Consider the following 12,430-nt stretch of genomic DNA (forward strand, 5'->3'; position numbering starts at 1 on the left):
GCCACGAACAACTATTCGTGTGACACAAGACTCCACGATCGTGGCAACGTATGTCAACCATTGATTCCATCAGGGCAGTCATGCATAATGGATGACATCTAGAAATGCGTCCGCATTTATCAATGTCTAGCACATCGACGAAGAGGTAACCCATGAGACTGGCAACTTTTAACGGCGCACGACTCGGCATCGTGGACAACGACGAGTTGACTGACATAACTGATTTGGCAGGCGTCGCTGACTCCGGCAAAGGCGGGCCCCTGCTGGCACTGCTCGAGGCCGGAAAAACCGTTCAGGACCTCGCCGCCATGGACTTCTCCGCCGCTCCCCGGATTCCACTTACCGAGGCGACGATCAGCGCCCCGCTTCCCCGCCCGCACAAGGTCATCGGAGCCCCGGTCAATTACATCGATCATCAGATCGAAATGTCGGAGCAGAAAACCATTGGTGAGTATGGGGTGTTTCTCAAGTCCCCTTCCTCGGTAATCGGCCCGGGCGAGTCTATCCAGCTGCCATATCTCGACAAGCGCACGGACCAGGAAGGTGAACTGGGAGTCGTCATCGGCAAACTGGCCCGCAACGTTTCCGTCGACCAGGCGCTGGATTATGTCTTCGGCTATATGCCGGTGCTGGACATCACCGTCAGGTCCGGGGAGGACCGTTCAACAAGGAAGTCCTTCCGCACCTTCACACCCACCGGCCCCTATGTCGTCACGGCCGATGAAGTCGGTGACCCGGATGATCTGCAACTCAAATGCTGGGTGGGAGGCGAACTGCGCCAACAGGTCAACACACGGGAACTCATCTTCTCGATCGCCGAGGTGATCTCCTATGCCAGCCATGTCATGGATCTGGAACCTGGTGACATAATCGCCAGCGGAACCCCTGCCGGCGTGGGACCGCTGGCCGACGGTGATGATGTGATCCTGGAGATCGAGAAGCTCGGCCGTCTTGCCGTGGTTGTCAGCGCCGGAACAGCCATTAACTACGCGGACCGCCCGGGTCCGCGCCTTGCCGCAGATACGGTGCGCTGAGGTGGCAACCGCTACCCGCTCAGGGCTGGACTGTCTTTTCAACCCGCGGAGTGTTGCCGTTATGGGCGCGTCCGGAAATGCAGGCAAGGCCGGATACGCCATGGTTTCGTCGCTCGCTAACTTCCCCGGACCGGTGTACGCCATTAATCCCCGGGCGGCAGCTGTGGGAGAGAGCATCCTTAATCTGGAAACCAAAGCATCGGTGGCCGAATTGAAAGGACAAGTCGATCTTGCCGTTCTGACGGTGCCGGCCCAGATGGTGCCCGAGGCCCTTGAACAGTGCGGAGAGGCCGGAGTCACCGCCGCCGTTATCTGCGCAGGCGGATTCAGCGAGAGTGGCGACGAGGGATCCGCCCTTCAGCAGCAAGCGGTACATGTGGCCACCACCCACGGCATCCGGTTGCTTGGCCCCAACACTTCAGGGTTCATGAATCCAAGGCTCGGGCTGTTCGCCAATTTCATGCCCTCGGTTACCACTCTCAGTCCAGGCCCCGTCGCTGTCGTGGCCCAAAGCGGCGGTGTGAACTTAGCCCTCGCCTTCATGCTGGACCATGCCGGAATCGGGACAAGCCTGAGCGTCGGCTTGGGCAACGGCGCAGATGTCGGGTTCGTAGAGGTTCTCGACCACTTGGCCAACGATCCAGAGACGACCGCCGTGGCACTTCATGTGGAGGGAGTCGCCGACGGGGCGGCGCTGATGGACGCGGTCCTAAGGGTTTCCACCCGTAAACCGGTTATCGCCATCAAGGTCGGGAAGAACGACGTCGGTGATTTCGCCAAGTCCCACACAGGAGCCCTCACCGGTTCCTACGAGGTCACCCGCGCCGCACTGTCCCAAGCCGGCGCCGTCGTGGTGGACAGCCTGGCCGAGCTAGTCGATGCCGTCACCGCCTTGAGCACGATCCGGCTGCAGCCCCACCCCGGCCCCGGAGCCGCCGTCATCACCGGCCAGGCCGGTCCCGGCCTCATCCTGGCGGATGCCCTCGCCGAAGCCGGAGTGCCGATGCCAGCCCTCCACAGCGAGACAACCGCGCAGCTCCAACAGCTGCTCCCTGCTCTGACCTATCAAAGGAACCCCGTGGACACGGGCCGTCCGGGGGGAAGTTTCCCGGCGGTGGCACGCGCGGTTTCCGAAGACCCCTCGATTGCGCTGACCGCTGTGTATGCGCTCGACGAGCCGGGCGCGTTCGATCCCGTAGCCGCACTGGGCCCGTTGTCCGGGCACGTCATGTTCGCCTCCGGCGGCCCCAAGAATGTGCTCATCCAGCAGCGTGAGCGGCTGCGCGAATTGAGAATCCCGATGTTCCATTCCCCCGACGCATTGGCCCACGGTGTGGCCGCCGTCGTGAAGGATGCGCAGCTACAGTTCGCCGCCAGCCAGTGGCCGGTCCGCCCGGCCTTTGGCAGGGGTGCCATACTGGGTTCAACCCTTGACGAAAGCGAGGGCAAACGGCTCATAGCCGAGGCCGGGGTGCAAATACCAGCAGGCCGGACCGCCGCGAACCGGCAAGAAGCCCATGCGGCGCTGGAGGATTTGGGCGGACCCCTCGTCGTTAAGGTTTTGGACGCGGCAATCCTGCATAAAGCCGATGTCGGCGGTGTCCACACCAATATCCGAACCCCCGACCAGCTGGACGTGGCCTTGGATGTGATCGACCGGATACCGAACCGTTCATCCGGACGGTACCTGCTGGAACGGCAAGCGGGCTACGGTGTCGAGCTCATCGTCGGCGGTGTTCGCGACGCGGCATTCGGCCCCGTGGTGGCGCTCAGCCTCGGCGGCACCGATGTCGAAATCTCGAACGTTTCTCCCCAGCTGCGGGTCGCCCCCTTGAGCCGACCCGCAGCGATTGACATGGTACTGGGGTTGCCGCCGGCGCTATTGGCCGGCCACCGCGGGTCCCCGCCCATCGATCCTGAAGCCGTAGCCGACATCCTGCTGGCCGTCAGCGAGCTGCTGATGACCTACTCGGACATCACCGAAGTGGATCTCAACCCCGTACGGATCACCGCAGAGGGATCCATCGTCCTCGACGCACTGATTATCTGCGAACTCCAGCACTAGAAAGGCCTTGCAACCATGAGCAATTCCCATGACGCGATCGTCGTCGGAGCCGGACCTGTCGGCATGACAGCCGCGCTTGCACTCCATTCTGTCGGCGTCCAAGCGACCGTCCTCGAGGCGGAACCATTCGACCGGCAGCGACCCGGCAGCCGTGCGATCTTTACCCATAGCGAAAGCTTGAGGATTCTGGACCGCATCCGCCCCGGGCTGGGCTTTGCCCTCAGTGAATACGGAATCTACTGGGCTACCCAGCGGACATTCTTCGGCGGCAAAGAGGTCTACACCACGACATACCCCGCACCGAAACCCGGCACCTATCCCCATTTCACCTCTCTTCCACAGGTCCACATCGAACGCTTCCTCTTCGAGGCTTGTCAGGAAGCCGGCGTCAAGTTCGAATGGAACCGCGAGGTTCAAACGGTGGTATCCGACGAGGATTCGGTAGATATCACCACCACAGACGGAAGTTGTTACAACGCCCGTTATGTGATCGCCGCGGATGGCTCACGATCCAAGGTCCGAAAGCAGATCGGCGCCACGATGGAAGGCAGCCGGGACGAGGGATGGTATGTGGTCGTGGACCTGACGGAGGACGAAGACGATCCTCTGCCCTTCGAACGGATCTTCCACTACGAATCCCCCGCCGCTGGCGGCCGTAACGTACTGGCGGTTCCGTTTGCCGGAGGCTGGCGACTTGATCTGCAACTTAAGCCGGACGATTCGCCCGAAAAGTTCGGCAGTGAAGCAGGCGTTAAGGAATGGGTGGCCAAGGTTCTCGGCAGCAAGTACGCAGACCGTATCACCTGGATCTCGACCTATCAGTTCATGCAACTCGTAGCCCACGATTTCGCGGATGAGCACCGCCGCGTGATGCTGGCCGGGGAGGCGGCACACCTTTTCGCTCCCTTCGGCGCACGCGGCCTGAACTCTGGCATCCCGGATGCGGAGTCAGCGGCATGGGCAGTCGCCCTCGGGCTGAGTGGTACCAACCGGGCCGTGGGCCGTGCTGCGGTCGAGGCGTTTGCAGGCAATCGCCGTTCCGCAGCAACGTTCAATCGCAATGCGGCAGGGGAGGCCCTCGCACATTTGCGTCCCGATGAGGAAACACTGACGAAGATCCGGGCCGCTGCCGAAATTGCGCCGCATGACCAAACCGCCAGCACCTGGTTGGAAAAGGCACCCTACGGTCCTCGAGGGGTTCCGGCCGCCGAGTCCATTTACCGATACTGATGCGATCCGTACTGTAAATCCGGAAGGAAAAATAATGACGACTCAGTCTAAGCTGCCATCCGTCGATTTCACGTTCGGCGAAGAATTTAAGTCGATCCTGAAATTGAAGGGCGATGCCCCGGCTGTCTACCACGACGGCCGCTGGTCCACCTGGGCGGACTGGGGCAGCCAAAGCAGGTCCATGGCCGCGGCCCTTCAGAAACTTGGCGTCGGACCGGGCAGAGTGGTGGCGCTCCAGCTGCCGAACTCTTGGGAGTTCCTCGTGGCACATGCTGCGGCTGCGATGATCGGTGCCGTGACTTTTCCCATCCATATGCCTTACGGGGCATTCGAGCTACAGCACCTGCTCTCGCGCGTGGACCTAGCCGCGCTCATAGTTCCGGCCACATACAAGGGCCAGGACCGCAGCGGAACCGCACGCAGTGTGCTGGATGACCTCGCGTCTGATGCAAAGTTGATCGCTGTGTCGACCGCATCGCATCCTGAACCGCAAGGGCCCGGGCTCGTTGCATGGTCCGATCTGATCCAATCCGGGGGGGACTTGCCGTTGGCGCCAGTGGCGATCGGTCCCGATACACCTCTGACTTATCTGGCTTCCAGCGGCACTTCGTCGACCCGGCCGAAGATCTGCGTCCACACCCATGGCGGGCAGATTGGCGGTTCGTCGATCTGTGCAGCCGAAACCGGCCTGTCGACGAAGGACGTTCTGATCAGCGCAAGCCCCTTCAGCAATGCCTTCGGCATTTCGGTCATCTACATGGCTATTCGGTTCGGACTCAGGCAGGCGACGCTGCCCGTGTGGAATCCCGAAGTCCTTGCCGAAATAGCCAAGGCCAGTGCTGCGACAGAGGTCTTTGCGGTTCCGGCACAGCTTCGCGACCTAATCCGTAGCCTGAAACCAGGCGAGCTCAATCTGAGGAGGGTCAGAACCGGCGGATCCCCGGCAGCTGCGGAACTGGTACGTTCCGTTAAATCAGTCGTCGGGGCGGATGTCATCGTGCAGTGGGGAATGACAGAGGTCGGCGGCGGAACGTACTCACGGCCGGGCGATTCGGAAGAGCGCATCACACAGACGATTGGGCGAGCTCAGGGCGGCGCCGACGTTGCCATTTTCAATCCAGCCGGGAGCCCCGTTCCGGCCGGTCAGGTTGGAGAGCTGGTCTACCGCGCCCAGACCATGATGCGCGAGTATCTGGGGGACTCGGAACGGACGTCGCAGGCAATCGATGCCGAGGGTTGGCTGCATACCGGGGATCTGGCCTATCTTGACGACGACGGCTACGTCTACTACCAGGGACGAATGACAGAGTTCATCAACCGCGGCGGTCTGAAGTTCAGCGTGGGTGAAGTCGAAAATTTGTTGTCCGAGATATCGAAACTTGAACAGATCGCGATCATTCCGGTTGATGATGACCGGCTGGGTCAACGCGCGGTCGCAGTGGTCGTGGTCCGCGAGGGCCAAAGGGTCACGTTGGAGGAGATCACCGCACATCTTGAAAGCCGAGGGCTGGCGAAATACAAGTGGCCGGAACGGCTCATCATGATTAATGAGCTGCCGACGACGGCCACGGGCAAGATAATGCGGGCCAAGCTGACCAAGTCACTTGCCGAAGGTTGGGCCGCACCTGCCGAGTGGTAGAACGCGAAATCTCTATCCGGTGGCCCCCGCTGACGCGGGTCCACCGGGTATAAGTAATCCAACACGGCAGATGTTGGCTAGGCTAAGCTTGGCGCTTAACCTTTTTATCCCTAATTAGGCTGAAGAGTCGTTAGGGATTTGCCCCGGAACCGAATGGTTCCGGGGCATTCTCGTGTTTCGGGCCGAAAACTGTAGCCACTAAAAATTTCGTCAAAAGTCTTCCAACTCAAGTCTCACGGGCGTAGTTTGTTGCTATGGAACAGGGCACCAAGGCCATGCACGTAGCCATCAACACCTCCCGCCGGACCAATAAGGCCGGCGTCGAAGTCGAATACCGGTCCGCCCTGGTGCGCCGGACCTACCGCCAGGGCGGCAAGGTCAAGCACGAGACCCTGTGCAACATTTCCTTCCTCCCCGACCACGCGATCATGGACCTGAAGGCCTCCCTGAACGGCAAGATCATGGTGGACGCCGAGACCCGGATGCAGATCCTGCGCTCCCTGCCCCACGGACACCTCGACGCGATCTACGCCATGGCCCGCGGGCTGCGCTTCGAATCCCTGCTGGGCCACGCCTGCCGGAACCGCGACCTGGTCATGGCCCTGCTCGCCGCCCTCATCTGTAAGTCGACCTCCAAGCTTGCCACCCTGAACTGGTTCGCCGACACCACTTTGGGCCCCGACCTGGGCCCGGTCTCCTCCGATGACCTCTACGCCGCGATGGACTGGCTGCTGGAACAGCAGCCCCGCATCGAAAAGCAGCTCGCCCGCACCCACCTGGGCCCCGAACACAACCCCGAGGGCCTGGCCCTGTTCGACCTGTCCTCCTCCTGGGTCACCGGCACCCACAACCCCCTGGCCAAATTCGGGTACTCGAGGGACCGAAAGCGCGGCTGCGAGCAGATCGAATACGGCATGCTCGCCACCCGCGCCGGACTGCCCATCGCCGTGCGCGTCTTCCCCGGCAACACCGCCGACCCGGCCGCCTTCATCCAGATCGCCTCCGAGGTCCAGGGCCTCTCCGGTGTCCAGGAACTGGTCATGGTCGGGGACCGCGGGATGATCACCAATGCCCGCATCGAGGACCTCAAAAAAGACACCGACTTCCGGTGGGTCACCGCGCTGCGCAACACCGACATCCAGATGCTCGCCGAGGACAACGGGCCCCTGCAGATGACCCTGTTCGACGAACAGAACCTCGCCGAAATCAGCCACCCGAAATACCCGCACGAACGGCTGATCGCCTGCCGCAACCCCGCCCTGGCCACCAAGCGCTCCCGCAAGCGCACCAGCCTGCTCGAAGCCACGGAAGAGAAGCTCGAAACCATCAAGAAAGCGGTGGAGGCAGGCAGGCTCAAGGACGCCGGCAAGATCGGGGTGAAGGTCGGGAAAATCGTCGGTACCTACAACATGGCCAAGCACTTCAACCTGGTCATCACCGACGAAGAATTCACATACTCCCGCAACGCCGAATCCATCAAACGGGAGGCGGACCTGGACGGGATCTATGTCATCCGCACCAACCTCACCACCGATGCCATGGACGCCCCCGAGGCCGTGCGGACCTACAAGGCCCTGGCCAACGTGGAAAAGATCTTCAAGACGCTCAAGACCCGGCATTTGGGCATCCGCCCCATCCGCCACTACACCGAGGACCGGACCCGCGCCCACGTGTTCCTCTGCATGCTCGCCGCCCACCTGACCTGGCACCTACGCACCGCGCTCGCGCCGTTGACCTTCACCGACAAGAACCGGCCCGTGCCCGAAGAGCCGGTCGCCAAGGTGGTCCGTTCGGCCGCCGCGGCACGCAAGGCCAGCACCCGGAAGCTTGACGACGGGACCGTCGCCACCAGCTACCAGGACCTGCTCACCCACCTGGGAACACGGACACGGAACACCACCAGAGTCCCGGGCACCGGGAAGACCTTCGAACTGCTCTCCCTGCCCACGCCCCGCCAACAGCGCGCCATGGACCTCATCGACCACCACGCCCGAAACCACAGAAAGTAGCCAGACACCCGGAACCACAAACGCTAGGAACCCCGACAATCCGGGGTTCCTGGCGTTCTGTCTCACAGTAACTTCAGATTAGGGATAAAAAGGTTAAACGTCATGCTAAGTCGGCGGTGCCGAAAACAATTCTCGCAGTCTCCGGGTTGTGGGCCGCAACGATATCCCGGACGCACCGACGGGCGGCCCCCTCCAGCGCATTGTAGGCTGCCAGAAATGCTTGACGCGCATCCTGCATTGGCCAATCGTGAGGCAAAAGTTGCGTCGGTAACTGAGGATCGCGAGTGATAAAAATTCTCCACTCCCCCATCAGGCTGGTGCGTTTGACCAATGCCTCCGCATCGCTAAGCCGGCCTCCTTTTGCCTGCTCGCTGAGATGACATGCGTCCCCCTCAAACGCCCGATAATCCGAGGCGACCGAGGCCAAGTCCCAGGCGCGCAATGCCGATCCGGCAGGATTTCCATTGTCCACGATTTGGCCACGAATGCCAGTCGCCACCTCGATATTCAAGGCATGGCACGCCGCAAGAGCCTCGGTCACCGAATCGTGGGGTGATATCCACAACCCGTCATAGAGAGGTGCGAAGCCTTGCCAGCGGAGCTTCGTTCGGATGCTTCCGCGCCGACTGCGCTTAGCTTCGGGGACCGAGAAAGCAACCATGCTCCACAACCCGTCCCAGTCAGGTTGATCAAGTCCAAAACCAAAAAGCTTCGCGCCACCTTCTTCGAGCACCGCACGGCACCGATCCGTCAGCCCATAAAAGGTGTTGCGCCCGGATTTCTCCGAGTACAACAAATCCCGCTTCACCATCCGGGACAGGGCTGCGCGGGCCGACATACCGGTTACTCCAAAAACCGCGAGCAAATCTACTATGGCGGCCGACGGAAGCAGCTCGGTCCTTCCCAACCAGTAGTCACCCAGCAGCGTCATAAGCAGGTTCGGAGGGCCGCCGAACCTGCTGCCTGTCTCACCCGGCGCAGGCGTAGTTTGTCCAGCTGTCTCGGTCACAATGCATCCCTTCCCTAGAAGTACTATCAAATCACGCAGCGGCCGAAGCCTGATCCATGGCTGCGCCGACCACCACGTCGGTATCCGCTTTTCTTCCAGGGCCTTTTCAAAGTCCGGCGGGGTACGGGGCGGTGTCGCGGACGATGGAAGGGCTTGGACAGATGGAGAAATCCTGCTATTCGGTGTTTGTTCAGGACGGCCAGGCGAAAAGAGTTCTCCGATGTCATCTTCCCTCACGTACGTGCTGCAATGCCATTCCATGGCAGAGGCCGCCGTCTCCGCGGTGCGGAACAACTTCCCCGGCGAGCCGCCGAGCCGGCCAGCCTCATACTGGCCTGATGCCCAGGCATTACGAAAATCAAATGGGTCTGGCTCTTCTAGAGTGACACTCAGGCCGCCTGCGGAATCGCGTCCTGGGCATAGCGGACGGCATGGACACGCCGGAGTTCCTGTTGTTGGTGAAAAGTCCCAACACTCCTCGAAGTCGCCATTGCTGCGCAGGGCACGTAGCTGCAGGACGGCCTAGGCACCGTCCAGCCCCCAACGGGCTCCGGTGATATAGAGTCGGTCCGCGACCAGGTGTCAGCAGGCACCCTCGATGACGCCGGTGGCGATTGGCCACCCTCCGGCCAACGCCTGGGGATAGTCAAGACAGGGTGCCTTGTTGCTCAGGTAGGGGCCGCGTTGTCGGCGCCCTTGCGCGCCGTGGCACCCAGTTTGCGGGTGCTGGCGGTGCGCCGGAGGGTGGCAGCGACGGTCTTGGCCTTGCCTGCCAGGATGTCGCGCCCCTTGGCATGCACCCAGGCCTAGGCGGCCGGATCGCCTTCGGCATGGAAGCACCATGCTGCCTTCCATAAGTACTCCATAACGTGGACGATATCGATGAGGATATGCACGGTGATGTTTCGGGTTGCCGCTTCGGCGTTGATCCGCTCGATCTGGTGATTGGCCCCGTCAACCAACGCGACCCAGGTCCGCGCCTTGTCGGGGTCCCGGCGGGTGGCCTCCTCGAACACCGTGCTGATGACGCTCGCCGCGTCCTGGGCCACGCGGGCGGTCAACCACTTTCCGGTGGTCCGGGGACCATCCACGGCAGCGGCCCGTTCGGCATCGGTGGCCGGCAGGATGTCAGCGATCGTGCGCACCAACGGGGTCGCATCGTGCACGGCGCCGACACATGGCCATGGCGGGCTTATCCAGTGGCTTCGTGCTGGCCGCCAACAGAAACCACAGAAAGTACCCAGACACCCCGGAACCAAAATCGTCAGGATCCCCGACAATCCGGGGATCCTGACGATCTGTCTAACGACTCTTCTCTAAAAAATCAGTGAGCCCTTAGTCTCCGGGGACTAAGTAAACTGTATTGGGGCTAAGGCCAATGCCGTTTACTTAGACTTGATTTGTTAATCTTTCGGCATGGCACGTAGCTGATGGCAAACCCGGATCAAGGTTCGCGAACCCCACCGTCGAAATTCGCAGCCTCCGCTGGTCCACTGCCGCGCGTCAAACGTCTTGGAGGTGCCTTCCACTTCCGGCATCGCGTGGAGCCAACAATCACAGGTTGTATGCTAACCACACAATCCCATTGATCGCTCACTGCGCCGTCCCATAAGCCGATCCCCCAACGCGACACCTGAACGTCAACAATCCGAGATGTAAAAAAGTTGAAAATTCAAGGAAGTTGGATTCGCACATGCCCCGCCCAAGAGAGTGTCCGGTCAAGGTAGCCTAAACGCTTTTCAATACAGCATTGGAGCGAACTCGTGATCTTGCAGAAGTGAAGTTCAAGTTGAGTCAAGGGACGTAGGGCAAGAACCGCTATAGATCCCCTTAAGTTTCTGATTTTGCTTCGTGACCTCCGGCCAGAGCTGGCGTTGGTCTGTGTATTTCAGCGTTCCATGCCGGCGTTTTTGCAGCGTTCTTTGCCACGCCATTGTTTTCCGACGACCCGAGCGAAGCTTTTCCGGCATTGTCGGAAACTGCTGAGGCCCGACAATGATGTCATTGCTGACATTCGATGTGACAACGACATTCCGGGAACAACGAGAGTGCCAGATATCAGATCTGTTTTCCGCAGATCTGACATCTGGCACTAATGAGGGTATGACGTTTTTATACGCGGCTGCTGATCTTGCTTTGTACCAAGTCGAGCGCCTGAACCAGGTATTCCTTGAATACGGGGTAGTTCTCGCTCATTGGGAAGTGACCGATGGCCTTCATCTCGATGAACTCGGCGTTCGGGATCTGGCTGGCGGTACGTGCGCCGTCTTCCGGTGTGGTGAGGTAGTCGTATTCGCCGGTCATCATAACGACTGCACACTTGTCGGTCTGGATCTCGTTGAGCTTGCCGCGCATGTCGTGATCCACCGAGTAGAAGTGCAGGTCACCCTTGAATGCTTCGGAACCCTGAGTGTAGTAGAACCAAGTCTTCCAACGATCGGCATCTGGCGACTGCGGGGCCATGAGATCCCAAGTGCCACTGCCACAAACCTGTGCAGCGTTGGCATGCGGGTGCTGCCACCAATCGAGGTAGAAACCTGGGGAGTAGTCGGCGCCTTCGACAGGAATGACAGCGTCAAAGCGGTCAGGGAATCGATGTGCCAGCTGCAAAGCTATGTTGCCACCGAAGGAGGAGCCCATGAAGATGGGGTCAACCAGATCAAGTGCATCACATAGCGCCACGATGAAGTTGGCATAGTGACCAGCGGTGAGTTGGTATTCCTCGGTCCACCATTCCGTGTTTTCTGGTGGATCGGATTTGCCGTGGCGTGGCAGATCGTAGGCGATCACTCGGTAGTTGGAGGTGATTTCCGGGTCTTCCAGAAGTCCTCGCCATTGGTGGTTGTGTGCGCCTGCGGTGTGCTGGCACACCAACGGTTGCCCTTCGCCGTTTTCCAGGTAGAAGACCTTGTACTCAAGGCCGTCTACATCAACGGTGACGTAGTGCCCGGTAACGGGTGAAATTTTGCTCATGTCAGGATTCCTCGTTTTTAGACGGGTGCGCCGGTGGAACGCAGCAGTTCGATCTGGCGGGTTAGGCAGCGCAGGTTCTGCATTAGCACCAGAACATCGCCTTCAAGCTTCATATCGCGCTGGAATGATGCCGACCAGATGCCGTGGTACATCGGTGCGGGAACGGGCTTGCCGAATTCTCCCCAGGTGTGGGCACTAGCTCGAATGGCGAACTGGTACGGCACCTCGATGGATCCAGGATCGACGGAGATCTTAACGATGGTGCCGGACACTACCTGCACAACAAAGGTGTGTTCTTCCATGTCGAGCATGTATGAGCAGGTGAAGTACTTTCCGTGGGCCTGAATTTCCGGGTCTTGGTTGTTGGCCTCGGTGAAGCTCTGTGCCCAGGCGTCGACCGAAGGGGCGCGTGTTGCGACTGTCATCTCGTTGTTCCTCACGTTGTGTTCGTCGAGGCCCAGACCTCTATGT

Annotated in this window: 10 protein-coding genes; 5 read left to right on the forward strand and 5 right to left on the reverse strand. The window is 60.5% G+C overall.

All coding sequences use genetic code 11. The features are described 5' to 3' along the window. The first annotated feature begins 152 nt into the window (after positions 1 to 152). The 5 genes from ADIAG_RS18705 to ADIAG_RS18725 all read left to right on the forward strand — a co-directional run bounded on the left by ADIAG_RS18705 (position 153) and on the right by ADIAG_RS18725 (position 7,977). Complete coding sequence (locus tag ADIAG_RS18705; protein ID WP_007273001.1) at positions 153 to 1,034, forward strand: fumarylacetoacetate hydrolase family protein; 882 nt, start codon at positions 153 to 155, stop codon at positions 1,032 to 1,034. Position 1,035: 1 nt separating this feature from the next. Beyond that, positions 1,036 to 3,099, forward strand: a complete 2,064-nt coding sequence (locus ADIAG_RS18710) for an acetate--CoA ligase family protein (protein WP_043476065.1) — start codon at positions 1,036 to 1,038, stop codon at positions 3,097 to 3,099. A gap of 15 nt (positions 3,100 to 3,114) precedes the next feature. Then, the gene (locus ADIAG_RS18715) at positions 3,115 to 4,329 is read left to right on the forward strand and encodes an FAD-dependent monooxygenase (RefSeq protein ID WP_007273003.1); all 1,215 of its coding nucleotides are present in this window, start codon (positions 3,115 to 3,117) and stop codon (positions 4,327 to 4,329) included. A gap of 34 nt (positions 4,330 to 4,363) precedes the next feature. Next, entirely contained in the window at positions 4,364 to 5,968 is a 1,605-nt protein-coding gene (locus tag ADIAG_RS18720) for a class I adenylate-forming enzyme family protein (RefSeq protein WP_007273004.1), read from the forward strand. Positions 5,969 to 6,222: 254 nt separating this feature from the next. Next, complete coding sequence (locus ADIAG_RS18725) at positions 6,223 to 7,977, forward strand: IS1634 family transposase (protein ID WP_007273005.1); 1,755 nt, start codon at positions 6,223 to 6,225, stop codon at positions 7,975 to 7,977. Positions 7,978 to 8,077: 100 nt separating this feature from the next. On the opposite strand, the gene ADIAG_RS18730 is transcribed toward ADIAG_RS18725, so the two are convergent. The 5 genes from ADIAG_RS18730 to ADIAG_RS18745 form a co-directional block, all read right to left on the reverse strand. After that, the gene (locus ADIAG_RS18730; protein ID WP_152426226.1) at positions 8,078 to 9,247 is read right to left on the reverse strand and encodes a PaaX family transcriptional regulator; all 1,170 of its coding nucleotides are present in this window, start codon (positions 9,245 to 9,247) and stop codon (positions 8,078 to 8,080) included. A 407-nt stretch (positions 9,248 to 9,654) separates the two neighbouring features. Continuing rightward, positions 9,655 to 9,786, reverse strand: coding sequence for a hypothetical protein (locus ADIAG_RS22470; protein ID WP_007273007.1), 132 nt, complete (start codon positions 9,784 to 9,786; stop codon positions 9,655 to 9,657). Between the two features lie 6 nt (positions 9,787 to 9,792). After that, on the reverse strand, positions 9,793 to 10,152 hold the full coding sequence (locus ADIAG_RS20555) for a hypothetical protein (RefSeq protein WP_007273008.1): 360 nt from the start codon (positions 10,150 to 10,152) through the stop codon (positions 9,793 to 9,795). A gap of 946 nt (positions 10,153 to 11,098) precedes the next feature. Then, positions 11,099 to 11,959, reverse strand: coding sequence for an alpha/beta fold hydrolase (locus ADIAG_RS18740; RefSeq protein ID WP_007273009.1), 861 nt, complete (start codon positions 11,957 to 11,959; stop codon positions 11,099 to 11,101). Positions 11,960 to 11,976: 17 nt separating this feature from the next. Continuing rightward, the gene (locus ADIAG_RS18745; RefSeq protein ID WP_007273010.1) at positions 11,977 to 12,384 is read right to left on the reverse strand and encodes a hypothetical protein; all 408 of its coding nucleotides are present in this window, start codon (positions 12,382 to 12,384) and stop codon (positions 11,977 to 11,979) included. Between the last annotated feature and the right edge of the window lie 46 nt (positions 12,385 to 12,430).

This window comes from Paeniglutamicibacter gangotriensis Lz1y (genome assembly GCF_000348945.1).
Classification (GTDB): Bacteria; Actinomycetota; Actinomycetes; order Actinomycetales; family Micrococcaceae; genus Paeniglutamicibacter; species Paeniglutamicibacter gangotriensis.

What these genes read in the sequence shown, in the direction of transcription:
- ADIAG_RS18705 (WP_007273001.1), top strand. Translation starts at nt 153, where the DNA reads ATGAGACTGGCAACTTTTAACGGCGCACGACTCGGCATCGTGGACAAC.
- ADIAG_RS18715 (WP_007273003.1), top strand. Translation starts at nt 3,115, where the DNA reads ATGAGCAATTCCCATGACGCGATCGTCGTCGGAGCCGGACCTGTCGGC.
- ADIAG_RS18720 (WP_007273004.1), top strand. Translation starts at nt 4,364, where the DNA reads ATGACGACTCAGTCTAAGCTGCCATCCGTCGATTTCACGTTCGGCGAA.
- ADIAG_RS18725 (WP_007273005.1), top strand. Translation starts at nt 6,223, where the DNA reads ATGGAACAGGGCACCAAGGCCATGCACGTAGCCATCAACACCTCCCGC.
- ADIAG_RS18730 (WP_152426226.1), bottom strand. Translation starts at nt 9,247, where the DNA reads ATGGAATGGCATTGCAGCACGTACGTGAGGGAAGATGACATCGGAGAA.
- ADIAG_RS18740 (WP_007273009.1), bottom strand. Translation starts at nt 11,959, where the DNA reads ATGAGCAAAATTTCACCCGTTACCGGGCACTACGTCACCGTTGATGTA.
- ADIAG_RS18745 (WP_007273010.1), bottom strand. Translation starts at nt 12,384, where the DNA reads ATGACAGTCGCAACACGCGCCCCTTCGGTCGACGCCTGGGCACAGAGC.